The organism is Streptosporangium sp. G12 (genome assembly GCF_052983175.1).
Window position 1 is genome coordinate 1 of sequence record NZ_JBRIQO010000028.1, and the last position, 22,986, is coordinate 22,986.

Sequence of the window (22,986 nt, forward strand, 5' to 3'; positions counted from 1 at the left end):
AGGTGACGGCGATCTTGACGTTCGGGTTGTTCTGCTTGACGATCTTCAGGCCGTTGAGGATGCGGTCCTGGACGGTGAAGTTCTCGAACTCGTCGTTGTTCTCGATGTCGAAGTCGACGACCGCGGGGCCGACGGCGTCGATGACCTGCTGCACCGCGCCGGCGTAGGCGGCCGGGGTGGAGCAGTTCGGGCCGAGCTTGTTGCCCGACCAGCCGCCGAAGGAGACCTGCACGCTGCCGCCCGCGGCCTTGATCTGGTTGATCGCGGCCTGGTCGGTGCCGCCGGCCAGCGGCCTGGAGCCGTCCCAGCGCGGGGTGCAGCCGCCGCCGGACAGGATGAAAGCCATGGTGAAGGACTTCACGCCGGTGGTGCTCATGATCGTCGCCGGGCTCGGCGGGTTGCCCCAGCCCATGTAGAGGTACGGGGCTCCGGCCATCTTGCCGGCCGGCGGGGGGTCCGTGGGCGGGTTGCCGCCGTCGCTCGGGGCGTTCCACTTCTGGTTGGCGGTGCCGGTGCAGGTCCAGATCTGCAGGCGGGTGCCGTTGGCACTGGACTGGCCGGTGGCGTCCAGGCACTTGTTGGCGGCCGGGTTCACGAGATCCCGGGCCGCGCTGTAGGTCCACTGCTGGGCGGCGGTGCCGTTGCAGTCGTACAGCTGGATCTGCGCTCCGTTGGCGGTGGAGGCGGCGGTGACGTCCAGGCACTTGCCGAGGGCGCGCACGGTGCCGTCGCCGCCGCGGGTCCACTGCTGTGCCGCGCTGCCGTTGCAGTCGTACAGCTGGATGGGAGTGCCGTTGGCGCTGTTGGCCGCGGCGACGTCGACGCACTTGCCGCCGATGCCGGTGATCTGCCCGGTGGCGGCGGCGGCCGGCGTCGCGGTCGTCACGCCGGCGAGGGCGAGGACGACGACGGTGAACATCCCGCCGAGGGTGGTGGGAAGCGACATGCGACGGCGCCGGCGAGGCGACTGTCCGGTGTCCATGCGCGGATTTCCTTCCGTCTTGGGGAGTGACGTACGGGTGACGCCACGCCCCGGTGGGGACGCGACGCGCGCGCGTGACGTCACGACCCGTATCAGGGGGGTGACATGCGGGTGGTGCCGGACGCGGCGAGCGTGCTTTCCACGAGCGGCCGCACGGTGGCCCGGGGGCGGGCCCGCCCTGCGGCGGCACGCGCTTGCTCGGCGCGTCCTGGGCCCTGCCGCGACGGATACGGCAGGGAGAACGGGAGCCTTCACGGGCGGGGGGCGGCCAGTGCGCCCCGCACTCGTGACGGGGTGTGGTCAGGGCGGCGGGGCGAGCGTGATCACCACGCCCGCCGCCGTCCGGCGTCAGGGGAAGCGAGTCATGGGGGTCCCTTCACGGCAAGGTCTCGCTTGCCCGGGACCTTAGGCCAGCCTTCATTCTCAAGTCAATACAAGGAGTAAAAAAAGCATCACGGCTTCGGGTTCCGGCTTGTGCGGAACGCTGTGAACTGGTGGTAAAAAGGAAAGTTTGTTTACCGTGGAACCCCTGAAGGGAACGTTCCAGGAAGCCTTCCTGTCAGGATCTCCTGTCAGGGAATCCGGGGGCGGCGGTGGGAGAGGCGCGTGCGGCACCGGATCACAGGGCACGGCGCCGTACCGGCCGCGGCGCCCTGTGATCCGGTGCCGCGTGCGAGGCTCCGCGCCCGTGGCGGGACGGCGTCCCGACCATCCGCGGCGTGACGTTATTCAGTGTTCTTTCCGACTTTTCGTATGGTGTGATGTCCGGTAGGTGGCGAGTCCTCTCGCGCGCCGCCGCCGATCGACAGTGGGGTTTCGCTGATGCTTCGTGGAGACAGGGTCCTGCTCAGGGCCATCACCAAGGAGGACCTGGTCCCGCTCCACCGGTTGAACGACGAGGTGGAGACGGCGGCCGGAGCGACCACGGCGCCCTGGGTTCCCGAGACGATCGACCAGGTCATCGCCCACTACGAGCAGCGCAAGCCCGATCCGGCCAACGTCGGCTTCGCCATCCAGTCCCTCTCCGGGGATCTGCTCGGATCCGGCAGCGTCTGGGGGATCGACACCCTCAACCGCAACGGGCACCTGGGCATCTCGCTGCTTCCCGAGGCGCGCGGCCACGGCTACGCCCCCGACGCGCTGAGGCTTTTGTGCGACTACGCCTTCCGCATCCGCGGCCTGAACCGGCTGGGCCTGGAGACGCTGGCCACCAACAGCGCGATGATCGCCGCCGCGGAGAAGACCGGCTTCCGGCGCGAGGGCACGCTCCGCGGGCACGCCTGGGTGGCCGGGTCCTTCGTCGACGAGGCGCTGTTCGGCCTGCTCGCCTCCGAGTTCCACGACCCGCGCACCACGAAGGACGTGTGAGCGATGAAGACCTGGCTTCCGATCGGCCTCGGCGTCCTGCTCGTCCTGGCGGGCGGCCTCTGGGCGCTCCAGGGCCTCGGTTACGTGGGCGGCAGCTCCATGAGCGGTGCGCGGGAGTGGTTCTGGATCGGCCTGGCCACCCTCGCCGTCGGCCTCGTCCTCGCCGTCTCCGCCTTCCGCCGGGGCCGCCGCTCCCGGTGAGCGTGGCCGGTGCCACCGGCCGCCGGTCCCGCGCCGGCGACACGGCGCCGGGTACCGGTCGCCGGCGGGGGCTCCACACGCCTGGCATTCGTACGGTGACCCGGTTCAGGTGAACCCGGCCAGACGGTAGGGCTCAGAGGTGACGGCAGGGCACCGCCGTGTGAAGGCGGTGGCCCTGCCGGTCCCGAATGCCGCTCGGGTGCCTGCGGTCGTCGCGGCACCCGATCCGCGCATCCACGCGGGGCGGTGTGTCCCGTGCGGGGGCGCGACGGGTGCCTAGCGCTTGCCGCCGGAGCCGTCGAGCCCGGCGCGGCGCAGCGCGTCGGCCATCGCGCCGCTCGGCGCGTTGCGCTGCCGGCCGCCGCCCTCCTGGCGCTGCCGGTCGCCGCGCCCCTGCCCGCCCTGTGCACCCTGCCCGCCGCGACCCTGTCCGCCGCCCTGCCCGCCACCGCGCCTGCCGCCGCCGTCGCCCTGGCGCTGCCCGCCGCCGCCCTGCTGGTCGCGCTGGTCGCGCTGGTCGCGCGGCCCTCGGGGGCCTGAGGGCTTGACGTCGTCCTCCAGCCGGAGGGTGAGCGAGATGCGCTTGCGCGGGATGTCGACGTCGAGCACCTTCACCCGGACGATGTCGCCGGGCTTGACCACCTCGCGCGGGTCCTTGACGAAGGTGTGCGACAGCGCCGACACGTGGACCAGGCCGTCCTGGTGCACGCCGACGTCGACGAACGCGCCGAAGGCGGCGACGTTGGTGACCACGCCCTCCAGCAGCATGCCGGGCGTGAGGTCGGAGAGCTTCTCCACGCCCTCCTTGAAGGTCGCGGTCTTGAAGGCGGGACGCGGGTCACGGCCCGGCTTCTCCAGCTCGGCGAGGATGTCGGTGACGGTCGGCAGGCCGAAGGTGTCGTCCACGAACTCCTGCGGGCGCAGGGCCCGCAGCGCCGTGCCGTTGCCGATCAGGGACGCGAGGTCGCCGCCGGTGCTCTTCAGGATGCGCCGCACCACCGGGTACGCCTCCGGATGCACGCTGGAGGTGTCGAGCGGGTCGTCGCCGCCGCGGATGCGCAGGAAGCCCGCGCACTGCTCGAAGGCCTTCGGGCCGAGTCTGGGGACCTCCTTCAACGCCTTGCGGGAGCGGAACGGGCCGTTGGCGTCGCGGTGCTGGACGATGTTCTCCGCGAGCCCGGAGCCGATGCCGGAGACGCGGGTGAGCAGCGGCGCCGAGGCGGTGTTGACGTCGACGCCGACCGCGTTCACGCAGTCCTCCACCACGGCGTCGAGCGAGCGGGAGAGCTTGGTCTCGGCGAGGTCGTGCTGGTACTGGCCGACGCCGATCGACTTGGGATCGATCTTGACCAGCTCGGCCAGCGGGTCCTGGAGCCGCCTGGCGATCGACACGGCGCCGCGCAGCGACACGTCCATGCCGGGCAGCTCCTGCGAGGCGAACGCGGAGGCGGAGTAGACGGAGGCCCCGGCCTCCGACACCACGACCTTGGTCAGCCCGGGAACCAGCTTCACCAGCTCGCCCGCGAGCTTGTCGGTCTCGCGCGAGGCGGTGCCGTTGCCGATCGAGACGAGCTCCACGTCGTGCTTCTTCGCCAGCGCGGCGAGGGTGGCCAGCGACTGGTCCCACTGGCGGCGCGGCTCGTGGGGGTAGATGGTGTCGGTGGCCAGCACCTTGCCGGTCGCGTCGACCACCGCGACCTTCACCCCGGTGCGCAGCCCGGGGTCCAGCCCCATGGTCGTGCGGCTCCCGGCGGGCGCGGCGAGCAGCAGGTCGCGCAGGTTCGCGGCGAACACGCGCACCGCCTCCTCCTCGGCGGCCTGCCACATCCGCATCCGCAGGTCGATGCCGAGGTGGACGAGGACGCGGGTGCGCCAGGCCCAGCGGACCGTGTCGGCCAGCCACGCGTCGGCGGGCCGTCCCTGGTCGGAGATGCCGAAGTGGTGCGCGATGCGGCCCTCGTAGGTGCCGGTGGGCTCCTGCTCGGGCTCCAGGGTGAGGGTGAGGATCTCCTCCTTCTCCCCGCGGAACATCGCCAGGATCCGGTGCGAGGGCAGCTTGGTGAACGGCTCGGCGAAGTCGAAGTAGTCGGAGAACTTGGCGCCCTCCTCCTCCTTGCCCTCACGGACCGCCGCGACGAGGCGGCCCTTCGTCCACATCCGCTCGCGCAGCTCGCCGACCAGGTCGGCGTCCTCGCCGAACCGCTCGACCAGGATCGCGCGGGCGCCGTCCAGCGCGGCGGCCGCGTCGGCCACCCCCTCGCCGACGAACGCCTCCGCCGCGGCCCGCGGGTCGACCGACGGGTCGGCCAGGAGGCCGTCGGCGAGCGGTTCGAGCCCCGCCTCCCTGGCGATCTGCGCCTTGGTCCGCCGCTTGGGCTTGTACGGAAGGTAGATGTCCTCCAGGCGGGCCTTGGAGTCGGCCGCCAGGATCTGCGCCCGCAGGGTGTCGTCGAGCTTGCCCTGGCCCTGGATGGACTCCAGGATCGCGGTGCGCCGCTCCTCCAGCTCCCGCAGGTAGCGCAGCCGCTCCTCCAGCGTGCGCAGCTGCGTGTCGTCGAGCATCTCGGTGGCTTCCTTGCGGTAGCGGGCGATGAACGGCACGGTGGCCCCGCCGTCGAGCAGGTCCACCGCCGCACTCACCTGTCGCTCGCGCACACCCAGCTCTTCGGCGATCCGCTGATGAATAGACGTGGTCACGATCTCTCTTCCTCTGTGATGGCGGTCTCCAAGCTACCGCCTCACCCCCTGGAGGGCCGGAGAGCTGGAGGGATGAATCACCTGAGAGCAGGAAAAGAACCGTGCGGTCGTACGGGGAGCGGGGAAGTCAGGGCAGTGCCTCGAGGGTGGGGGTGAGCCGGGTCCACTCGACGGTCGCCCCGGCCGCGTTGCCGCCGGAGGTGCCGGTCACCCAGTGCGTGAGCTGGGGACTCTCCCTGCTGTCCTGGATCACCCAGGTCGCCCCGGTGTCGGCGCCGTCCCTGAACAGCCGGGCCGTCCCCGCGCTGTCCACCCGTACCCTCCAGGTCGCCGTGCGGCCGGCCGTGTCCAGCGAGTAGACCTTCTCCCAGACGGCGGAGCCCTTGCGCATCGTCCAGACCCCGCTGCGCTGGACGGTCAGCATGAGCCGCCTGGCGCCGTTGGCCACCTTCGCGCCGAGGCACACACCGTTGCCGGTACGCGGGTCGAGCGCGCTGTCGTCGTCCACCCGGCCGCGGAACTCCAGGGTGAAGTCGCATCCCTTGGAGGCGTCGAGGGGGAAGGACGCCCGGCACGCCGCGGTGCCGGTGCTCGCGAGCCGGAGCCCGCCGCCCGCGATCCGCGCGCCGCCGCCCAGCGTCCAGCCTCTCGCGTTCGCGCCGGTGGTCCAGTCGCCCGCGGCGAGGGGCGCGGGCGAGACGGGACGGGAGATGTCGAGCCTGGCGACCTTGATGTTGGTCTGGTTGTGCTCCCAGACGACGAAGAACCGGCCGGGCTCGTACTCGTCGGCGCTGGGGTAGACGTCCCATCCCCGGGCCGCGCCGCTCGTCAGCCGGGGGCCGTCGGCGAAGAGCCGCGCCGGCTCCCAGGGCTCGCCGGGCCGCCTGACCTTGTAGTAGAGCACCTCGCGATACTGGTCGGGCTTGCTCGCCGAGGAGCCGGTGAACGGCCCGGCCAGCGTGTTGAAGATGGCCAGGTGGCGGCCCGCCGAGTCGTGCGTGAAGAACGTCTTGACGTAGTAGTTGGGCAGGTCCGCGTCCAGCCTCAGCGGCGACCACGTCAGCCCGCCGTCGGTGCTGGTCGCCGTGGCGCTGTGGGCCGCTCCCGAGCGGTAGCGGGCGTCGCGCGCCGCCGCGGAGGTCCCGCTCCTCAGGTCCAGGGCGCGGGTCACCATCACGAGCGTCCCGGGGTCGTCCTGGGAGAGCGCGATCTGCGGCTCCTCGATCGCCACCCCCGGCGGGTTCTCCGCGATCCCGCCGGAGGTCCAGGTCACCAGGTCGGCGGAGCGCAGCACGCCCGCCTTGTTCGTGCCGCCCGAGTGCCGCCAGTACGGCACCAGCCACACACCGCCGAACCGCAGCGGCCTGCCCGCGACGACCACGCCCCTGGCGTTGTCCGGCACGTCGACGGTGACGGGGAAGGCGGTCCACGTACGGCCGCCGTCGGTGCTCCTCCTGACGGCCAGCGAGGTGGGGAAGCCGTCGACCTCGCCCTCCCGGTCGCGGTCGCGCTCGACGGAGATCACGCCGAGCAGCGCGTACAGCGTGCCCGCGTCGTTGAGGAGGATCACGTAGTGGTAGCGGGTCGTCGCGGTGGCGGCGGCGAGCGTGCCCACCGTCCACGTCAGGCCGCCGTCCTGCGAGCGGGCGTACATGATGGATCCCTGGTCGGTCGGCGCCGGGTCCCGCGCGTCCCGGACCCCGGCCCGCCAGGCGACCACCAGCCGCCGGTGGTCCAGGGCGACGATGTCGGGAACCCTGTTGCCCTCGTGGGCGAGCTCCCCGTCGGGACTCCTGTCCACCGTGCCGTACACGGTGACGGGAGGGCTGACGTCCGATCCGACGATCTCGGTTTCCGGCCACGGCATGGATCACAGCGAACAGGGGGCGGATGGACGGGAGGTTACCGGGGGGTGACGCCCGCACGGCCGTCGTCCCGCGCCCGGGAACGGTGCCGGCCCGCGCCCGGTGCGCGGTGTCACCGTCGGGACGTCACCGTCGGGACGTCACCGTCGGGACGTCACCGTCGGGTCGTCACCGGACGGGGCCGGAGCCGGGGCCGCCGGTCGCGATCTGGGGCCCGTGGGCGGGAATGTTCAGCAAATGAAAACCGTTATCATCGGCATCGTGCGACCCGTCAACCCGAGAGGAGCCGACCGTGGCCAGGAACGAGGTGCGCTCAGTGATCAAGCTGAGGTCGACCGCGGGCACCGGTTTCACCTATGTGACCCGCAAGAACCGGCGTAACGACCCCGACCGGCTCACCCTCGTCAAGTACGACCCGATCGTCCGCCAGCACGTTCCGTTCCGAGAGGACAGATAGCCATGAAGAAGGGCATCCACCCTGACTACCACCCGGTCGTCTTCCGCGACCCGAGTGCCGGTTTCGCCTTCCTGACCCGTTCGACCGTCGGCAGCCGCAAGACCGTCGAGTGGGAGGACGGCAACGTCTACCCGGTGGTCGACGTCGACGTCTCCTCGGCGAGCCACCCCTTCTACACCGGGCGCAGCCGGGTCGTCGACACGGCCGGGCGCGTCGAGCGATTCAAGCAGCGCTACGCCAAGCGCTGACACCGGACCGACCGGCCGGCCCTGTTCGGGCCGTGCCGGTCCCGTCAGCCGCAGGTGATCTCGGTGAAGGTCGGGGGAGTGGCGGCGGCTCCCACGAAGCCGATGTCGGAGACGGTCTCCCCCGGCGGCAGCGACGGCTTCTCCACAGGAGCATGGATCATCGCGACGGGACCGCTCTGCATGTGGGTGCCGTTCCAGGACTGCCTGAAGGTCGCCTCGCGCGGCTGCATCCACTGGATGTACCAGCCGTGCATCGGCCGGTCGGTGGTGTTGCTGATCGTCGCGGCGCCCCGGTAGCCACCCGGCCACGACTCCACCAGGGTGACCGTCGCCCGGCACCTCGCGGAGGCCTTGGCGGTGGTGTCGCGCTTGGAAGTCGCGTGAACGGGCGTGGGGGGTGAGGACGCCGGGGACGCCGGGGATGCCGGGGTGTCTCCGCGGACGGACGGGGACGCCGGGGCGGCGTGGTGGGAGGACGAGGAGGGCTGATGCGCCACGGTGTGCCCGCCCTCCGGCGTCCGGCCGGCGCAGGCCGCCACGATCAGGGCCACCGCCGCTCCGAGCGAGACGAGACCCAGCAGTGGGGCGATCTTCGTGGTGGGCGGCACGAAACTCCCTTCCGCCCTTTCGCGAGGGCGCGGCGGCCGTGGGGAGGCGGTGGTCCGGAGCGGACGCGGCGGCCCGGTGGTCTTTCCGTTCCGCCGGTGCGGGGCGGGGACGGAGCCGGGCGCGCGTCGGTCCCCGCCGGTACGCACCGGCGGGGACCGCGTCCCATTAGGGGCTGCTACAGGTGACGGAGGGGGAGCCGCTGGTTCCCGTTCCGGTGAATCCGAAGGTGGTCGAAGCACCACCCGCTATCGTCCGGTTCCACTCGACGTTCTTGGCCGTGACGGTGGACCCGGATGTGGTGTGCGTGGCGCTCCACAGACTGTTCACCGTGCTGCCGCTGTTGAGCGTCCATCTCGCCGTCCAGCCGTTGAAGGCGGCCGTGCCCGTGTTTCTCACGGTCACCTCCCCCTGGAAGCCGCCCGTCCAGGTGGTGACGATCCGGTAGGTGGCGGCGCACGCGCCGGGTCCGGGCGTCGGGGTCACGGTGGGAGTGGGAGTGGGGGTGGGGGTCGGGGTCACAGTGGGGGTGGGAGTGGGCGTCGGGTCGGTGCCCGTCCGGCCGACGCCGGTCACCTCGCCGTTGCCGCCGTCGAAGACGACGTCGGAGCAGTTGTAGAACGTCTCCGCGCTGTCGGAGCGCTTCCACACCGAGTAGATGATGTGCCGGCCGGACTTGCCCGACGGGAGCCTGGCGTTCCAGTAGTAGTGGGCGTCATTGGTGCCCGGCGAGCCGACGCTCTGCGGGTGGTCGGCCGTGTGGAACGGCTCGCTCTCCAGGTCGTCCCAGGTCAGCGCCCGGTTTGGGTTCCAGCCGTCCTTGGTGATGTAGAGGTAGAACCAGCCGGGGTGTGCGGCCCACTTGTTGTACTTGAACTGGATGGACGCGCCCGAGGTCAGGTGCGTCACCGGCCAGTTGGGGCTCGGGAGGTCGAACCCGCTGTAGCCGGGGTTGCCGCCGCTGCACACCTGGCCGTCGGGGATGAACCCGCGGGTTCGCCCGGCCCCGTCGGACCGCAGCAGACTGAACCAGTTGTACAGCGAGTTGGTCCCGCTCTGGGCCACCGCCGCCGAGCATGCCTGGTTGATCGGCACGATGTTCCCCTGCGGGGAGAGACCGTCCTGCCAGCAGAAGAAGGTCCGGCTGCCGGGCGTCATCATGGCGCCGTGCGCCGAGGCCGGTAGGGGAACGAGGACGACGGCAAGAAGCGCGGTCATGAACGTGACCACACCGGCGACAGCCATACTTCGCCATTTACTCACAGAATTACCCTCCCTTTCGAGGGGTGACGAGTCGCTGATCAATGGCGGTGAGGCGCTCACGCGAGACGGACTCTAGGTCGCCGATCCCGGCGTGTAAACGGAGTGTTTCCTCCGTGGTGCGGCAACGGCTCGTCGTACCAGTTCAGGGCGGGTGTGCGGCGGTTTCGCGAGATGAAAGGTTCACGGCCGGAGCGTGTCTTGGCGGGGTTTTCACGCGCGGGCCTCCGGAAGGTGGGAGAACGCCGTACGACAGAACGGAGGACCGGCCGGGAGGGTGTTCCGGCCGGTCTTCGCCGTGAGGGCGGGCCCGGGACGAGTTCCTTTTCCCGGTACGGCTACCGCGTGCTTCCCGCCGCGACCTTCTCCAGCGCGGGGCCGGAGAGCCGGTACCTGTCCCATTCGTCGACCTGTTCCGCGCCGATCGCCCGGTAGAAGTCGATGGCCGGGGTGTTCCAGTCGAGCACCGACCATTCGAAGCGGCCGTAGCCGCGCTCCACGCAGATGCCCGCCAGCGTGGCGAGCAGTTTCTTGCCGTACCCGCCACCCCGGTGCTCGGGGTGGACGAAGAGGTCCTCGAGATAGATGCCATGGGTGCCGAGCCAGGTCGAGTAGGAGACGAACCAGATCGCGAACCCGGCGGTCCTCTCCCCGTCGACGGCGATGTGGCAGAACACGCTGGGGGAGGGGCCGAAGAGCGCCTCGTGGAGCATGTCGGGGGTGGTCTCGACCTTGTCCAGCGCTCTCTCGTACTCCGCGAGTCCGCGGATCATGTCGATGATCGCCGGGACGTCGTCCGGCGTTGCGGGGCGAATCATGCCCGAAGTCTAGGCGCGGGCCGAGGACGAGCCGATCCTTAAAAGGGATTTTTGATGATAAAGCATGTTATATGGGGCCGCTTGGCTGGACGGAGGGTTCCTCCCGTAAGTTGTCTGCTGATCGAAGTGCGGGTCGTTGAGAGAGGTGGGTCCCATGTCGACAGAGCCCAGCGGGGAGCGGTTGGCGGAGCTCAGGCAGGCGTTCGCGGCCATCGACACCGATGGCGACGGGTTCATCACGGAAGGCGAGCTCCGCGAGCACTTCCCCGCCCTGCCCGCCGAGGCCATCGGGTCGCTGAACCAGAACGGCGACTCCGACGGCGACGGCCGGTTCTCGTTCGAGGAGTTCGTCCGCCTGGTCGCTCGCGACTGATCCGCCTCCGGCGCCCGGCAGCGGCCCCCTCGCCCGCTGCCGGAACCGGCGGCCTCCTCCGGGAGCGGGTGTCGCCGTACCCGCCCTCCGGGGGTCTCCGGCCAGGACCTCCGCACGCCACCGGCGATCGGGATCAGCGCGAGACGGGGACGACCCCGTCGGAGACCTCGCGCAGTGACTCCTCGACGGTGGAGTCGATGGGGAACGCCTCTCTCAACCTGGTCAGGTCGAGCAGGCGGCCGAGGAATCCGTGCACGCCGACGAGGCGCAGCCAGCCCTTTCGCTCGTAGGCGCGCCGCAGGCTCGTCAGCAGCACCCAGATGCCCGTGGAGTCGCAGAATCCCAGCCCCGTCGTGTCGACGACGAGGCAGACGTGGCCGCGCCTCATGAAGTCCGCGAGCCTCTCCTCCAGCAGAGGCGCCGATGACTTGTCCAGATCGCCGATCAGGGTCACCACGGAGAAGTGTGGATGCGCGTCCACAGTGACGGATAGTCGAGTCATATCGCCCCGCTGTCTACGGCAGTTGGCGACAGCGCCCTGTCGGGAGCCGTACGAAGGACGGGTGCCACTGGCCCCACCGTACGCCCGTGGCTCATGACAGTTCAACAAGAGATTACGAACAACCGGTGGTCAGGAAGGCCGGTGACCGGACGCCGCGGCCTGTTCCCGCCACCTGGCCCGGACGTCGTCGTCCCAGGTCGGCGCGGTCGAACGGGCCTTGACGCCCTCACCTCGGACGCCCACGCGGAGTGACGGGCGAGGACCCGTGGCGGGGCACCGTTTGCCCCGTCCACCCCCGGGCACGCCAGGAGGATGGGAACCACTGATCCGGCGGTGCTCACCGTCAACGCGGGATCGTCGAGCCTCCAACTTCACCTCGTCCGGGACGGACAGGTCCTGCGCACCGAGCACAGCGAGCAGAGCCCCGACCCCGGAGCGGCCGAGCGGGCGATCGCGGACTTCCTCGACGCCGCCCCCGGCACCGGCCTCGCCGCGGTCGGCCACCGCCTCGTCCACGGAGGCGAGGCCGTACGCGAGCCGACGGTCGTGGACGACGGCGTGCTGGAGGCGGTACGGGAGTACGCCGACCTCGCCCCGCTGCACGTGCCGCCCGCCCTCGCGCTCGTCGAGGCCGCCCGGCGCAGGCTGCCCGACGTCCCGCACGTGCTCTGCCCCGACACCGCCTTCCACGCGGGACTTCCCGACGCCGCCGCCACCTACGCGCTGCCCGCCGAGTGGAGGAGCCGCTACGGCCTGCGCCGCTACGGCTTCCACGGCCTGTCGTACGCCTGGGCGCTGGGACGGGCCGCGGAGCTGCTCGAGCGGCCCGAGGGAACCCTGCGGGTGGTGCTGGCCCATCTCGGCGGAGGCTCATCGGTGTGCGCCGTCCGCGAGGGGCGCAGCGTGGACACCTCGATGGGGTTCACCCCGCTGGAGGGGGTCCCGATGAGCAAGCGGTCGGGGAGCGTCGATCCCGGCATGCTGCTGTGGCTGCTGTCCGGTTCCCGGCTCACGCTCGACGAGCTGCGCGACGGCCTGGAACACCGGTCGGGACTGCTCGGGCTCTCGGACGGCAAGTCGGGCGACACCCGGGAGCTCGTCGCCTCCGGGGATCCCGCCGCCGCGCTGGCTCTGGAGGTGTTCGAGCACCGGGTGAGCCGGGAGGTCGCCGCCGCCGCGACGAGCCTGGACCGGCTCGACGCGCTCGTGTTCACCGGGGAGATCGGCTGGGACCAGCCGGAGGTCCGCGAGGCCGTCTGCCGCAGGCTCTCGCTGCTCGGTGTCGAGCCGCCCGCCCGTACCGACCTCGACGCCGACGGCACGGTCAGCGCGCCCGGCGCGTCCGTGCCCGTGCTGGTGGTCCGGCCGAGAGAGGAACTGCAACTCGCCAGGGAGACTCTCGGCGCGCTCGGCCGGCACGCGTGAGGAACCGATGCGGGGTCCGGCCGCCGCTCGGGGAGCCGTTCAGGGAAGGTGGGAAGTGATCGTGACCCGTGATCTCGTCAGGGGCGCCGAGAGCGGCGTCCTCGCCACCGCGGCGATGAGCGCGGTGATGCTCGCCGGAGACCGCGCGGGTCTCATGAGCGACCAGCCGCCCAAGAGGATCGTCCGCGCCCTGCTACCGGGCCACAGGCACCGGCCCAAACGGGGAGAGCGGGTGCTGGGCGCGCTCGCCCACTTCGGCTTCGGCGCCGCGGGCGGGGCCGCGTTCGCCCTGCTGTGCGGGGGACGCCGTGCCCCGGTGACGCTCGGGGTGACGTACGGGCTGGCGATCTGGTTCGTCAGCTACCAGGGCTGGGTGCCGAAACTGGGGGTCCTGCCCCCGATCCCCGAGGACCGGCCGGGGCGTCAGGCGGTGATGGCCGCCGGCCACGTGGTGTACGGCGCGACGCTCGCTCTCGCGGCGAACGGCCTCCGCCGCGAGACCTGACGGCCCGCACGGCACGTGCCGGGTTTCGCGGGGGAGCGGTCTCCCCGCCCGGGGCCCGGCGGGTTCGCCCGCGAGTTCCCGCGGGGCGGTCCGCCCCTTCCGTGTCCCTGCCGGGAGGGGACGGGGCGGACCGTCACACTGATCGCGGAGACGGTGGAACGGTCTGCCCCGCGAAGGGGATCCCGTCCTACGAGCGGTCACCGAGATACTAGGAGGCGGCCACCGAGGCCGAGACCGGCTGCCCGGCAGAGAGCGTCTGCCGCATCGGCTTGCCGACGGTACCGCGCGCCGCGCTGGGGCCTTCCGGCGCCTCCTCGACGTCCGCGGGGTTGATCCGGCCGCCGTGCTCGTCGTGGTGGTCCGCGTCCGCGTCGTCGAACCACACGCCGCCGTCCGCGAGATAGCGGAAGCGGATGGGCTGCCGTGCGGGGACCATCAGGCTCACCTGGTAGGTGCCGTCGTCCCTGCGCTGCATGGGATGGGCGTAGGGGTCCCAGTCGTTGAAGTCGCCGACCAGCGAGACTCCTCCGACGGTCGGGCTCTCCGTTATGCTGAAAGTCAGCTTGACCTGGCCGTTCTTGGTCGGCTTACCGCGCTTGATCACTGAAATCCTCCTGACATCACTGTCTCCGTGCGTAACGTGCCGTGATCTTGGTTGCGGAAAGACGTGAAGATCACGCCAACTACCGGATCGCGCCGACATGGACGTGACGCGACCAGGAGGCCGACGCCCAGTCACGGCCGAGCCGTCGATCCATATGGATCGTTACCGCCCGTAGCGGCAGGACAACCCGGACAGACCGATATTTGATCGGCATCACGTCCGACCTTGACCCGGCCATGATGCTTGACCGGCCCTGACCGGAGGCGGGCGCGCGTCGGCCAGGATGGTGGGGTGAACATAAGGCCGATCTCCCCGTCGTCGCTGGTGGAGGAACTCGCTGACCGGGTGGCCGCGCGACCTCGCGACTCCTGGGTGCGCGTCGCGCTCGACGGAGCTCCGGCGGCGCGGCCGGAGAACCTCGCCGACGCGCTGGCCGACCCGCTCCGGCTCCGCGGCAGGGAGGTGCTCCGGGTCTCCACCGCCGACTTCCTGCGTCCGGCCTCGCTCCGCTTCGAGTACGGCCGGACCGACCCGGACTCCTTCTACGCCGACTGGTTCGACTACGGGGGGCTGGCCAGGGAGGTCCTGAGACCGCTCGACCCCGGGCGGTCGGGGAAGGTGCTGCCCACGCTGTGGGACAGCGTCGTCGACAGGGCCACTCGCGCGCCCTACGTCACGGTTCCCCCGGGCGGGGTGCTGCTGCTGGCCGGACCCCTGCTGCTGGGCCGGGGACTGCCGTTCGAGCTGACCGTGCATCTGCGGCTCTCACCGGGCGCGCTCGCCCGGCGCACCCCGGACGAGCAGCGCTGGACGCTGCCCGCCTACGCGCGCTACGAGGAGGAGGTGACCCCGGCGGAGGCCGCGGACGTGGTCGTCCGCGTCGACGACCCGAGACACCCGGCCCTGGTCACCGTGTCATGACGCGTCTCCGGGCGGAACGGAACCCGAGACCGGGACGTGGGAGCGGGACGGGGCCGGACCTGGGAGCCGGGCGGGAGCGGCGGCGGGGACAGGGCCCGGACGGGCGGGGCCGGAACCCGGACGAGGGTGACGGGCGGACGCGGAGGCAGGACGCGTCCCTCGGACGCGCCCTGCCTCCGATCGTCCGACGGCGGGGCTACACGCCCGCGCGCGAGGGAATCCTGCCCTCGGTGTCGGTGTACGAGCCGCGGAGTGACTCCTGCTCGGCGGAGGACCGCATCTCCTCGCGGTTCTCCTCCAGACGCAGGGCGACTCCCATCGCGAAGAAGGTCGGCGCCCACTCGCCCACGAAGATCCCCCACCGGTCCGCCCGGTCGACTCCCGCGTGCTCCTTCGAGTTCGACGTGAACCACGCCGCGACCGACGCGCCGATCGAGGCGAGCCCGGCGACGTACATCATGCTGGACTTCACGCCCATCTTGTGAAGCATATTGATCATTTCATCCCCCTGATGATGGTTCGTTCTTATGGTTACCCCGGGAAATGGCGGATAACCGAATGTGACGAACCGCAGGTGGAGGTATCTCGGCCGAGTGGATCTCGTCGTCCTATGTCGTCTCGCGCGGTCTCGCGTGGTCGCGCTCGCTCTCCCCGCCGAGGCGTTTGAGGAGGTCCTCGCGCCTGGCTTCGAGCTCGCCGACGAGGATCTCCTGCTCGTCGGCCTGGTTGATCATCATCGACCGCTCGGTGGGGTCGGTGGGACCGACCTCCCCGACCTGCCTTCGCATGTCGGCGACCTCGGCACGCAGTCTCTCCAGGTCCTCTTCGACCTGCCGCAGTTCTTCCTGAACGCTCATTTGCTGTCCATACCCCTGCTTCCGGCCTCGACTCCACGGTTCTGGCCGTCTCGCCCGGTCCCGCTCGCCGGTCCCGCGATCTCGGCGTCCGGGAGGCGCTCCGCGCGGCGGCGGGAACCCGGCAGGCCCGGCCGGTGTACCTCCCGCATGAGAAGAATCCTTTTCCTCCTGGCGTTCATCGTCCCCCTGCTCGCCCTCGGCGCCCCGGCACGGGCGGGAGGCTGGGCACTCACCGTGATGGACCCGGTCCCGGTGACGAGCCCGGACACGACGTACACCCTCGGCTTCTGGCTGCTCCAGCACGGCACCCACCCGTACGAGGGCGGCGACCTGGGCGAGGTCGCGCTGAAGTTCACCGACGGCACGAGGAGTTTCACGTTCTCCGGCGTGGAGCTGAAGGAGCCCGCCCACTACGCCGCCGCGGTCTCCCTGCCCAAGGGCACCTGGGAGGTGGAGGGGATCCAGGGCTGGTTCGCACCCCACCGGATCGGCACCCTGACGGTGCCCGGCCGGCTGGAGGTCGCCCCGATTCCCGAGGACCTCAAGCGGTCGATCGCCGCCCAGCCGCAGCGGGACTACTGGGGCGTGATCCGCCCGCCGGGCGTCCCCGTCGGCGACGGCACTCCCTCCGAGTTCGCCGGCCCCACGCCCGCCGCCACTCCGGCGGCGGCGCCCGCCGGAGGCTCACCGGTGGAGACGACCACCGTCGCGGTCGTGGAGCAGGAAACCTGGTGGCGGCCCCCGTACGTGCTGGCGGCGCTTGCGGGGATCGCCGCTCTCACGGCTCTCGCCTACCGGGTACGGCGACGCTGACCGCCGGGGGCGGGCCGGGCGGCTCGCCCACGGGGCGGGTCGGGTCTGGAGTCTCGCCCGCGGCTGGGGGCGGCGGAGTCTCGCGCATGGCCCGGGTCGATGGAGTCTCGCCCGCGGCCCGGGTCAGCGGAGCAGGGATCTCGCCGTCGGCGTCAGGTTCAGCCGCTCGGGAGGAGCGACCAGGCGCGCCGACAGCTCGGGAAGCACTTCCCGTGTCCACCTCGCCGAACGCGCGAGCCGTGCGGCGTGCTCGTCGTGCCGTTCCCGGCTCGCGAAGGCGGAGAACCACACGAAGACGTCTTCGCCGGTCCGTACCGGCAATGCGGGGTAGGTGTTCTCGGCGTGTTCGGTCCGCAGGCGGGCCAGCGGGGCGGCGCCCGTCTCCGCCAGCAGCGGCGCCACCCGGTCATCGAAGAACCGGGCGAACTCGTCGCCGGGTACGTCCGGGTGGCAGACGGTCGCGGTGAACCACGACGAGGTCGCCTCGTCGCTCGCAGGGGGACCGGCCGTCGCCGCGCCGCCCGCCGCGGGACGGGCGGCGCCCGACAGGTCGAAGCCCGCTCCCGGGGCCGACGGGCGGAGCAGCAGGACGTCGTCCGAGTCGATCATCGTCCCGTTGGCCTCGTCGCGGTGGGCCTTCCACGCCGGTCCTCCGTAGAAGGCCGCCAGCGCCCCGGCCCGCGACTCCATGTCACGGAACCCGCGCAGCCAGACGAACCGCTCCGGGTCGTCCCGGTCGCGGAACTGGCCGACGACGCGCATGCCCACGGCCTCCTGGGACTCGACGAACTCCCTGTCGAACAGGGTGACCAGGTCGTCCCTCCTGCCGGGGTGCAGCGTGTACCGCCTCAGTTCGAGGATCGGGCAGCAGGTGTTCTCCGCCTGCCCGTGACGGGCGTCGTTCGTCACCGTGATCGGTCCTTCCCGGAACTGCTCAGTGGTGCCCGCATGCTAGGAGCAGGTCACTGACACCTTGCGTCAGTGACCTGCTCCCGTGGCCGGGCCGCCACCGTCGTGTCCGGCCGGTTCGAGCGCGGAGCCCGTGACACGCGAGGTGTCACGGGCTCCTTCGCCGTCAGTCGTAACCCCGTCAGTCGTCGTCCTGGTCGTCGGTGTCGGTGTCGGTGGCGTCGTCGGCGGCGTCGGCGGCCCGCTCGGCGGCGGTCTCGGTCTCCTGGTCCTGCTCCAGGATCGCGCCGCTGGTGGCGTCGACGTCGAACTCGTGCTCGACGTCACCCTCGAGGAGCTCGATCTCCCAGCTGGTGGGAATCTCGTCGCCGTCGAACTCGGCCTTGACGAGCTTGGCGCCGGGCACCTTGTCCTGAGCGATCTTGATGGCCGCGTCCCGCTTGACCTTGGCCTCCGCCTCGCCGGGCGCGGGGGTCGCGGGAGTGGTCCGGGTCCCGGGCGTCTCGGTCACCGGTACGGGAGTCGTCGCCGTACCGCTGGGGGCCGGGGTGGGCGTCGCGGTTCCGGCGAAGGCTACTGCGCCGCCTCCGGAGACGACGGCGAGAAGTCCGGCGGCGGCGATGGTGAGTTTCGTCGTGTTTCGCATGTCCCCAAGCCTGCCGGGGCTCCCGTTAGCGGCACGCTGCGGAAACCCTAAAGGCAGGTTAAGGCCGTCGAGCGGCTCCGGCTCCCTGTCTTCCCGCACCCGCCTCGGTGCGATCCGGTCGCCGGGGACCGCACGGGAATCCGGGAGATGACCGCGGGGACATCACGAATGGGGTCTTGCCGAAGTGCGGTCAGAGGATCACTGTCGGAGCAGGGGGGTTCCAACCCTGGAGGATCGCCATGACTGAAGTCACCCGGTCCCATCCGCTCGGAGTCAGCCGCCCGGATCTCGCCGTCGCGGACCTGCCCGAGCCCGAGGAGGTCTTCGGAGTCTCCCGGCTCGGCAAGAAGGAGTTGTTCAAGTACGCCGTCGGTCCCAGCCTCATCGCGCTCGGCATCTCCATCGGCAGCGGCGAGTGGCTGCTGGGACCGCAGGCCGTCGGCCAGTACGGGTTCGTCGGGGTGGGCTGGGTCATCCTGATCTCGGCCATCCTGCAGACCTTCTACAACGTCGAGTGCTCGCGCTACGTCGTGGCCACCGGTGAGGCGCCGGTGGTCGGCTGGGGGCGGGTCCCGCCCGGCTTCCAGCTCTGGGTGCCGCTCTCGGTCTTCGTCGTGATCTTCGCGTTCATCGCCGGAGGCTGGGCCGCCTCCGCCGGGCAGGGCGTCTACGCGCTCGTCCACGGGGAGATCGCACCCGCCGGAGCCGAGGAACCCCGGCTGTGGGCGATCGGCCTGCTCCTGCTCGTCTTCGCCATCACCGCCGCCGCCCGCAAGATCAGCCGGGCCCTGGAACTCGCCAACTGGGGAATGATCAGCACGATCCTGGTCGCGCTGCTGGTCATCGACCTGTTCGTGGTGCCGTTCGAGATCTGGTGGGACGCGATCCGCGGTTTCGTCACCCCCGCGGCGCCACCGGCGGGGATCACCGCCACCCAGCTCGGCGCGCTGGCCGGGTTCACCGCGCTCGCCTCCGGGCTGAACTGGTACGTCATGGGCCACTACCGCGACAAGGGCTACGGCATGGGCTACCGGACCGGGTTCATCGCCGGGATGCGCGGGCCGAAGAGCGAGCTGCTGGCCAGCGGCGTGACCTTCCCGGACGACGCGGCGAACGCGGGCCGCTGGCGCCGCTGGTACCGCCTGCTGCTGGTCGACATGTGGGGCGTCTTCTTCGTCGGGGCCGTCCTCGGGATGCTGCTGCCCACCATCCTGATGGCCAGGGCGGTCGAGCTGTCCGGCGAGCGGCCGACCCAGGAGAACGTCCCGACGTTCGTGGCGAGTGCCCTGGGCGACGAATACGGCCAGGCCATGTTCGTCGGCGCGCTGATCCTGGGAGTGCTGATCCTCTTCTCCACCCAGCTCGGCATCTTCGAGGCGATGGTCCGGGTGGTGACCGACGCCGCCCACGCCACCAGCCCCCGGCTGCGGGTGCTCATCGAGGGTGATCCCCGCAGGTTCTACTACCCGTTCATGTTCGGGCTGCTGGTGGTCATCGCCGTCGTGCTGCACCTGGCACTCCCGGTGAGCCTGGTGCAGTGGTCGGCCAACATGTCCAACCTGGGCGCGCTGATCTATCCGTTCATGCTCATGTACCTCAACGCCAGGTTGCCCCGCCCGGCACGTCCCCGCTGGTGGCACTACGTGATCCTGGTGCTGAACTTCCTGTTCTTCGGTTTCTTCTTCGTCAACTTCATCGCCGACTTCATCGGCGATCCGCTGGTCACCTTCTGACCCCTCCCGAGCCCGCCGATCCCTCTCCGGCCCGACCGCTCCTGTCCTGGCCGGTCATGTCCCCGCGTCCCCCTGTCCCCGCGTTCCCGTGCCGGACCTCCGTCGCGGGGACGCGGTGCGATGGCGGGGGAGGACGGCGGTGGAGGGGGCGGGTGACGTCGGCTGAACCCGGCACGCCGATCCTGCGTACCTGCTGGCGAAAGCGACCTCGAAACCGGTGGCGCGAGGCTGGACCCGAGCTGTGGTCCCGGCTCGCGGCCGGGCGCGATCCGCCGTCGTGCCCGCACACCCTCGATGACGCGGACCTCCACGCTGGAAGGATTGGGATGGACGACATCACGGCCTCCGTCGGGACTCTTCACCCCCGCTCTGGGGCTTCGTGCCCCTCGTGGTGCGAGCGCGAGCACTCCACCACGTACGTCACCCACGCGGCCGACATCGCCGAGTTGCGCAATCCCGACGGGTCCACGGTGACCGTCACGCTCTCCCAGCACGTCCAGCCGGGGTACGTGGGGGAGCAGGTGGTGCGCGTCTACACCTGCCTTGGCGAGGAGACCGGCATCGCCGACCTGTCGCCGGACTCCGCCGAGGCGGTCGGGCGCTCGATCGTCTCCTTCTCGCCTGACGGATCCATGCGCGCGTACGGGCTCGCCCTGCAACGGGCCGCCGCCCACCTGCTGCTTCCCGGGCTGGAGGTGTCCCGTGACGGGGCGGACGCGGCGAGGCCGGTCAAGGTGCCCGGCCGGTCCTCCGCCGAGTCGCCCTCGCAGGAGAAGCTGTTCAGGATCGCGTTCCTGTCCGGCTATCTCAACGTGACGAGGGCGCCGGAACCGTTGAGCGGGGGCGTGGTCGAGCGCCGTCTCAGCCGGGTGCTGTCGCCGAGGGAGATGAGCGAGCTGCGCGACATCGTGCGTGGCATGTTGTCGCGCCGTGCCGCCGCGAGCCGGGGAGCCTTCCGCGGCGACGCGCACGGCGACATGCGCGAGAACACGTACGACCTCGCGTCGGGACTGTAGCGCCGTGCCGGGGGGTTTCGGACACGGTCCGCCGGGTGGGAAAGCGGCGGAAAGGAGATTTGTCTCGGTATGCACTTGCGGTTGCAAGTGCATACGCAAGTGCGTGTGCAACGGAGCTGTGCGAAACGCGTTGTATATGTGAAACTGTGGCACCGTAGAGAGGTGCGACAGGGAGCCCACATGGCCAGACAGACCGCGGAAGACAGCGGCGAGCAAGGCGGCGTTCTCGCGTACGCGGGCGGTGGCGGCCCCACCATCCTGCGGATTCTCCTGGGTGCCCAGCTGCGGAGGCTGCGCGTCGCCAGGGACATCACCCGCGAGCAGGCCGGCTACGCCATCCGCGCCTCCCACGCCAAGATCAGCCGGCTGGAGCTCGGGAGGGTCGGCTTCAAGGAACGCGATGTCGCGGACCTGCTGACGATGTACGGGGTGACCGATACCCAGGAAAGGGCCCCGCTGCTCACGCTGGCCCGCCAGGCCAACGCCCCCGGCTGGTGGCACAAGTACGGAGACCTGCTCCCCAACTGGTTCGAGGTCTACGTCGGGCTCGAAGAGGCCGCCTCGATCGTCCGGACCTACGAGGTGCAGTTCATCCCCGGCCTCCTGCAGAGTCCCGAATACGCGCGGGCCGTCATCATGCTCGTGCACGGCGGCGCCACCGCGGACGAGGTCGACCGCCGCGTCGCGCTCCGCATGGCCCGCCAGGAGCGCCTGACCAGGCCGGACGCCCCGACGCTCTGGGCCGTGATGGACGAGGCCGTGCTGCGCCGGCCCATCGGCGGGCCCCAGGTGCTGCGCGCCCAGATCGACCACCTGCTCGACGTCGTCGAGTTGCCCAACGTCAGGCTGCAGATCATGCCGTTCGATCGGGGCGGTCACGCCGCGGCCGGTGGCCCGTTCTCCATCCTGCGCTTCCCCGAGCGGGACCTGCCCGACGTGGTCTACATGGAGCAGCTGACGAGCGCCCTGTACGTGGACAAGCTCGAGGAGACCGACCACTACATGCAGGTCATGGACCGCCTGTGCATCCAGGCGTACTCCGTCTCCGAGAGCAAGGGGTTCCTGCGCGACCTCCGCGAGGAGCTCTCGGACTGACCGGGCTTGCCATGGTTTCAGGGGAATCGCGATGTCCGATGACTGGGAGCTGACTTATCCAGTCATCAGGCGAAATATCGGTTCATGATCTAAAGGTGTCGGTCGCTCGTCTACCATGCGGGAAAGACGTGGTGAAGGCGAGGATATGACCGAGCACGAGCAGGCTCCGCCGGGAATCGACCCTGCGGTCCCGAGTGTGGCCCGTATGTATGACTACTACCTGGGCGGCAAGGACAACTTCGCCTCCGACCGGATCGCCGGAGAGAAGATCGTTGAGCTCGTCCCCAACGTCAAGGACGTGGCGCGCTCCAACCGGGCCTTCCTCGGGCGCACCGTGCGGCATCTCGTCGCCGCGGGGATCCGCCAGTTCATCGACATCGGCACGGGTCTGCCGACGCAGGAGAACGTGCACCAGGTCGTCCTGCGCGAGGCGCCGGACTCCCGGATCGTGTACGTCGACAACGACCCCATCGTGCTCGTCCACGCCCGCGCGCTGCTCGCCGACAACGCGCAGACCATCGTGATCCCCGGGGACCTGCGGGAGCCGGAGGCGATCCTCGACCACCCGGACGTCCGCGAGCGCATCGACTTCGACCAGCCGGTCGCCGTCCTCATGGTGTCCATCCTGCACTTCGTCGCCGACGACGAGGCGGTCTCCGGCATCGCCGCCTCCTTCGGGAAGCGGCTGGTCTCCGGCAGCCATGTGGTGATCTCCCACGTCACCTCGGGCGACCTCACCGAGGAGCAGGTCCGCCAGGGCCGCGGCGTCTACGGCACGACCACCGCGGGCGGCATCTTCCCCCGTACCCTCACCCAGATCCGAGGTCTGTTCGACGGGCTGGAGATGCTCGAACCCGGCCTGGTGCCCGTCTACGACTGGCGGCCCGACTCCGGCGACGTCGTCATCCCGCCGGGAGCCGGAGCCGTCACCGTGGGAGCCGTCGGGCGCGTCCCGTAGGACCGTCCAGCCCCCGTCCGCGCTCCTCCCGGGGAGCGCGGACGAGGATCCCCGGGGCGCACGGACGGCGGCCCCCGGGCGCGGGCGTCCGAGACACCGAGACCTCGCAACCGGACGGGGCCGCGGC

General features: G+C 70.9%; 25 protein-coding genes. 13 read left to right on the forward strand and 12 right to left on the reverse strand.

Features of this window, described 5'->3' with window-relative positions; genetic code table 11:
* A partial coding sequence (locus tag ACVCAG_RS35295; protein ID WP_447191170.1) for a ricin-type beta-trefoil lectin domain protein occupies positions 1-982 on the reverse strand: 982 nt, incomplete at its 3' end.
* A gap of 822 nt (positions 983-1,804) precedes the next feature.
* On the opposite strand from ACVCAG_RS35295, the gene ACVCAG_RS35300 reads away from it, so the two are divergent.
* Together ACVCAG_RS35300 and ACVCAG_RS35305 are read left to right on the forward strand one after the other, a co-directional pair.
* Positions 1,805-2,350 (forward strand): GNAT family N-acetyltransferase, encoded by a 546-nt coding sequence (locus ACVCAG_RS35300; RefSeq protein ID WP_440081380.1) that lies wholly within the window; start codon positions 1,805-1,807, stop codon positions 2,348-2,350.
* Positions 2,351-2,353: 3 nt separating this feature from the next.
* Complete coding sequence (locus ACVCAG_RS35305; protein ID WP_440081379.1) at positions 2,354-2,551, forward strand: hypothetical protein; 198 nt, start codon at positions 2,354-2,356, stop codon at positions 2,549-2,551.
* A 276-nt stretch (positions 2,552-2,827) separates the two neighbouring features.
* Here ACVCAG_RS35305 and ACVCAG_RS35310 read toward each other — a convergent pair whose 3' ends face one another.
* Positions 2,828-5,248, reverse strand: coding sequence for a helix-hairpin-helix domain-containing protein (locus ACVCAG_RS35310; protein WP_440081378.1), 2,421 nt, complete (start codon positions 5,246-5,248; stop codon positions 2,828-2,830).
* Positions 5,249-5,375: 127 nt separating this feature from the next.
* Positions 5,376-7,115, reverse strand: coding sequence for a sialidase family protein (locus ACVCAG_RS35315; protein ID WP_447191171.1), 1,740 nt, complete (start codon positions 7,113-7,115; stop codon positions 5,376-5,378).
* A gap of 290 nt (positions 7,116-7,405) precedes the next feature.
* Between ACVCAG_RS35315 and rpmG the strand changes: the two genes are divergently transcribed.
* Together rpmG and ACVCAG_RS35325 are read left to right on the forward strand one after the other, a co-directional pair.
* Positions 7,406-7,570 (forward strand): 50S ribosomal protein L33, encoded by a 165-nt coding sequence (rpmG, locus tag ACVCAG_RS35320; protein WP_329084587.1) that lies wholly within the window; start codon positions 7,406-7,408, stop codon positions 7,568-7,570.
* Between the two features lie 2 nt (positions 7,571-7,572).
* Positions 7,573-7,818, forward strand: coding sequence for a type B 50S ribosomal protein L31 (locus tag ACVCAG_RS35325; protein ID WP_440081376.1), 246 nt, complete (start codon positions 7,573-7,575; stop codon positions 7,816-7,818).
* Between the two features lie 44 nt (positions 7,819-7,862).
* On the opposite strand, the gene ACVCAG_RS35330 is transcribed toward ACVCAG_RS35325, so the two are convergent.
* The 3 genes from ACVCAG_RS35330 to ACVCAG_RS35340 form a co-directional block, all read right to left on the reverse strand.
* Positions 7,863-8,426, reverse strand: coding sequence for a cellulose binding domain-containing protein (locus tag ACVCAG_RS35330; RefSeq protein WP_440081375.1), 564 nt, complete (start codon positions 8,424-8,426; stop codon positions 7,863-7,865).
* A gap of 166 nt (positions 8,427-8,592) precedes the next feature.
* Complete coding sequence (locus ACVCAG_RS35335; RefSeq protein ID WP_440081374.1) at positions 8,593-9,642, reverse strand: lytic polysaccharide monooxygenase; 1,050 nt, start codon at positions 9,640-9,642, stop codon at positions 8,593-8,595.
* A 380-nt stretch (positions 9,643-10,022) separates the two neighbouring features.
* Complete coding sequence (locus ACVCAG_RS35340) at positions 10,023-10,502, reverse strand: GNAT family N-acetyltransferase (protein ID WP_440081373.1); 480 nt, start codon at positions 10,500-10,502, stop codon at positions 10,023-10,025.
* 154 nt (positions 10,503-10,656) lie between these two features.
* Between ACVCAG_RS35340 and ACVCAG_RS35345 the strand changes: the two genes are divergently transcribed.
* Positions 10,657-10,875 carry an EF-hand domain-containing protein gene (locus ACVCAG_RS35345; protein ID WP_440081372.1) on the forward strand — a complete coding sequence of 73 codons (219 nt, stop codon included), beginning with the start codon at positions 10,657-10,659 and terminating at the stop codon, positions 10,873-10,875.
* A 133-nt stretch (positions 10,876-11,008) separates the two neighbouring features.
* On the opposite strand, the gene ACVCAG_RS35350 is transcribed toward ACVCAG_RS35345, so the two are convergent.
* Positions 11,009-11,356 carry an STAS domain-containing protein gene (locus tag ACVCAG_RS35350; protein ID WP_362687222.1) on the reverse strand — a complete coding sequence of 116 codons (348 nt, stop codon included), beginning with the start codon at positions 11,354-11,356 and terminating at the stop codon, positions 11,009-11,011.
* A gap of 333 nt (positions 11,357-11,689) precedes the next feature.
* Here ACVCAG_RS35350 and ACVCAG_RS35355 point away from each other — a divergent pair, with 333 nt between their 5' ends.
* A complete protein-coding gene (locus tag ACVCAG_RS35355; RefSeq protein WP_440081371.1) occupies positions 11,690-12,802 on the forward strand; it encodes an acetate/propionate family kinase in 1,113 nt (370 codons plus the stop codon).
* 61 nt (positions 12,803-12,863) lie between these two features.
* On the forward strand, positions 12,864-13,307 hold the full coding sequence (locus ACVCAG_RS35360) for a DUF6789 family protein (protein WP_440081370.1): 444 nt from the start codon (positions 12,864-12,866) through the stop codon (positions 13,305-13,307).
* Positions 13,308-13,515: 208 nt separating this feature from the next.
* On the opposite strand, the gene ACVCAG_RS35365 is transcribed toward ACVCAG_RS35360, so the two are convergent.
* Complete coding sequence (locus ACVCAG_RS35365) at positions 13,516-13,911, reverse strand: isoamylase early set domain-containing protein (protein WP_440081369.1); 396 nt, start codon at positions 13,909-13,911, stop codon at positions 13,516-13,518.
* Between the two features lie 291 nt (positions 13,912-14,202).
* On the opposite strand from ACVCAG_RS35365, the gene ACVCAG_RS35370 reads away from it, so the two are divergent.
* Positions 14,203-14,832 (forward strand): uridine kinase, encoded by a 630-nt coding sequence (locus tag ACVCAG_RS35370; protein WP_440081368.1) that lies wholly within the window; start codon positions 14,203-14,205, stop codon positions 14,830-14,832.
* A gap of 196 nt (positions 14,833-15,028) precedes the next feature.
* On the opposite strand, the gene ACVCAG_RS35375 is transcribed toward ACVCAG_RS35370, so the two are convergent.
* Together ACVCAG_RS35375 and ACVCAG_RS35380 are read right to left on the reverse strand one after the other, a co-directional pair.
* Entirely contained in the window at positions 15,029-15,331 is a 303-nt protein-coding gene (locus tag ACVCAG_RS35375; RefSeq protein ID WP_440081367.1) for a hypothetical protein, read from the reverse strand.
* Between the two features lie 109 nt (positions 15,332-15,440).
* Entirely contained in the window at positions 15,441-15,689 is a 249-nt protein-coding gene (locus ACVCAG_RS35380; RefSeq protein WP_440081366.1) for a hypothetical protein, read from the reverse strand.
* Between the two features lie 147 nt (positions 15,690-15,836).
* Here ACVCAG_RS35380 and ACVCAG_RS35385 point away from each other — a divergent pair, with 147 nt between their 5' ends.
* Positions 15,837-16,502: a hypothetical protein gene (locus ACVCAG_RS35385; protein ID WP_440081365.1), complete on the forward strand. Its 666-nt coding sequence runs from the start codon at positions 15,837-15,839 to the stop codon at positions 16,500-16,502.
* Positions 16,503-16,625: 123 nt separating this feature from the next.
* Here the strand turns inward: ACVCAG_RS35385 and ACVCAG_RS35390 are convergent, their stop codons facing one another.
* The gene (locus tag ACVCAG_RS35390) at positions 16,626-17,411 is read right to left on the reverse strand and encodes an NIPSNAP family protein (protein ID WP_440081364.1); all 786 of its coding nucleotides are present in this window, start codon (positions 17,409-17,411) and stop codon (positions 16,626-16,628) included.
* Positions 17,412-17,592: 181 nt separating this feature from the next.
* The gene (locus tag ACVCAG_RS35395; protein WP_447191172.1) at positions 17,593-18,057 is read right to left on the reverse strand and encodes a PepSY domain-containing protein; all 465 of its coding nucleotides are present in this window, start codon (positions 18,055-18,057) and stop codon (positions 17,593-17,595) included.
* 239 nt (positions 18,058-18,296) lie between these two features.
* Between ACVCAG_RS35395 and ACVCAG_RS35400 the strand changes: the two genes are divergently transcribed.
* From ACVCAG_RS35400 to ACVCAG_RS35415, 4 genes are all read left to right on the forward strand, one after another.
* Positions 18,297-19,790 (forward strand): Nramp family divalent metal transporter, encoded by a 1,494-nt coding sequence (locus ACVCAG_RS35400; RefSeq protein ID WP_447191173.1) that lies wholly within the window; start codon positions 18,297-18,299, stop codon positions 19,788-19,790.
* 326 nt (positions 19,791-20,116) lie between these two features.
* Positions 20,117-20,806, forward strand: a complete 690-nt coding sequence (locus ACVCAG_RS35405; protein WP_440081361.1) for a hypothetical protein — start codon at positions 20,117-20,119, stop codon at positions 20,804-20,806.
* 180 nt (positions 20,807-20,986) lie between these two features.
* The gene (locus ACVCAG_RS35410; RefSeq protein ID WP_440081360.1) at positions 20,987-21,901 is read left to right on the forward strand and encodes a Scr1 family TA system antitoxin-like transcriptional regulator; all 915 of its coding nucleotides are present in this window, start codon (positions 20,987-20,989) and stop codon (positions 21,899-21,901) included.
* Between the two features lie 145 nt (positions 21,902-22,046).
* Positions 22,047-22,859 carry an SAM-dependent methyltransferase gene (locus ACVCAG_RS35415; RefSeq protein ID WP_447191174.1) on the forward strand — a complete coding sequence of 271 codons (813 nt, stop codon included), beginning with the start codon at positions 22,047-22,049 and terminating at the stop codon, positions 22,857-22,859.
* The last annotated feature ends 127 nt before the right edge of the window (positions 22,860-22,986 follow it).

What these genes read in the sequence shown, in the direction of transcription:
- ACVCAG_RS35300 (WP_440081380.1), top strand. Translation starts at nt 1,805, where the DNA reads ATGCTTCGTGGAGACAGGGTCCTGCTCAGGGCCATCACCAAGGAGGAC.
- ACVCAG_RS35305 (WP_440081379.1), top strand. Translation starts at nt 2,354, where the DNA reads ATGAAGACCTGGCTTCCGATCGGCCTCGGCGTCCTGCTCGTCCTGGCG.
- ACVCAG_RS35315 (WP_447191171.1), bottom strand. Translation starts at nt 7,115, where the DNA reads ATGCCGTGGCCGGAAACCGAGATCGTCGGATCGGACGTCAGCCCTCCC.
- ACVCAG_RS35325 (WP_440081376.1), top strand. Translation starts at nt 7,573, where the DNA reads ATGAAGAAGGGCATCCACCCTGACTACCACCCGGTCGTCTTCCGCGAC.
- ACVCAG_RS35335 (WP_440081374.1), bottom strand. Translation starts at nt 9,642, where the DNA reads ATGACCGCGCTTCTTGCCGTCGTCCTCGTTCCCCTACCGGCCTCGGCG.
- ACVCAG_RS35340 (WP_440081373.1), bottom strand. Translation starts at nt 10,502, where the DNA reads ATGATTCGCCCCGCAACGCCGGACGACGTCCCGGCGATCATCGACATG.
- ACVCAG_RS35345 (WP_440081372.1), top strand. Translation starts at nt 10,657, where the DNA reads ATGTCGACAGAGCCCAGCGGGGAGCGGTTGGCGGAGCTCAGGCAGGCG.
- ACVCAG_RS35355 (WP_440081371.1), top strand. Translation starts at nt 11,690, where the DNA reads ATGGGAACCACTGATCCGGCGGTGCTCACCGTCAACGCGGGATCGTCG.
- ACVCAG_RS35375 (WP_440081367.1), bottom strand. Translation starts at nt 15,331, where the DNA reads ATGATCAATATGCTTCACAAGATGGGCGTGAAGTCCAGCATGATGTAC.
- ACVCAG_RS35380 (WP_440081366.1), bottom strand. Translation starts at nt 15,689, where the DNA reads ATGAGCGTTCAGGAAGAACTGCGGCAGGTCGAAGAGGACCTGGAGAGA.
- ACVCAG_RS35385 (WP_440081365.1), top strand. Translation starts at nt 15,837, where the DNA reads ATGAGAAGAATCCTTTTCCTCCTGGCGTTCATCGTCCCCCTGCTCGCC.
- ACVCAG_RS35395 (WP_447191172.1), bottom strand. Translation starts at nt 18,057, where the DNA reads ATGCGAAACACGACGAAACTCACCATCGCCGCCGCCGGACTTCTCGCC.
- ACVCAG_RS35400 (WP_447191173.1), top strand. Translation starts at nt 18,297, where the DNA reads ATGACTGAAGTCACCCGGTCCCATCCGCTCGGAGTCAGCCGCCCGGAT.
- ACVCAG_RS35405 (WP_440081361.1), top strand. Translation starts at nt 20,117, where the DNA reads ATGGACGACATCACGGCCTCCGTCGGGACTCTTCACCCCCGCTCTGGG.
- ACVCAG_RS35410 (WP_440081360.1), top strand. Translation starts at nt 20,987, where the DNA reads ATGGCCAGACAGACCGCGGAAGACAGCGGCGAGCAAGGCGGCGTTCTC.
- ACVCAG_RS35415 (WP_447191174.1), top strand. Translation starts at nt 22,047, where the DNA reads ATGACCGAGCACGAGCAGGCTCCGCCGGGAATCGACCCTGCGGTCCCG.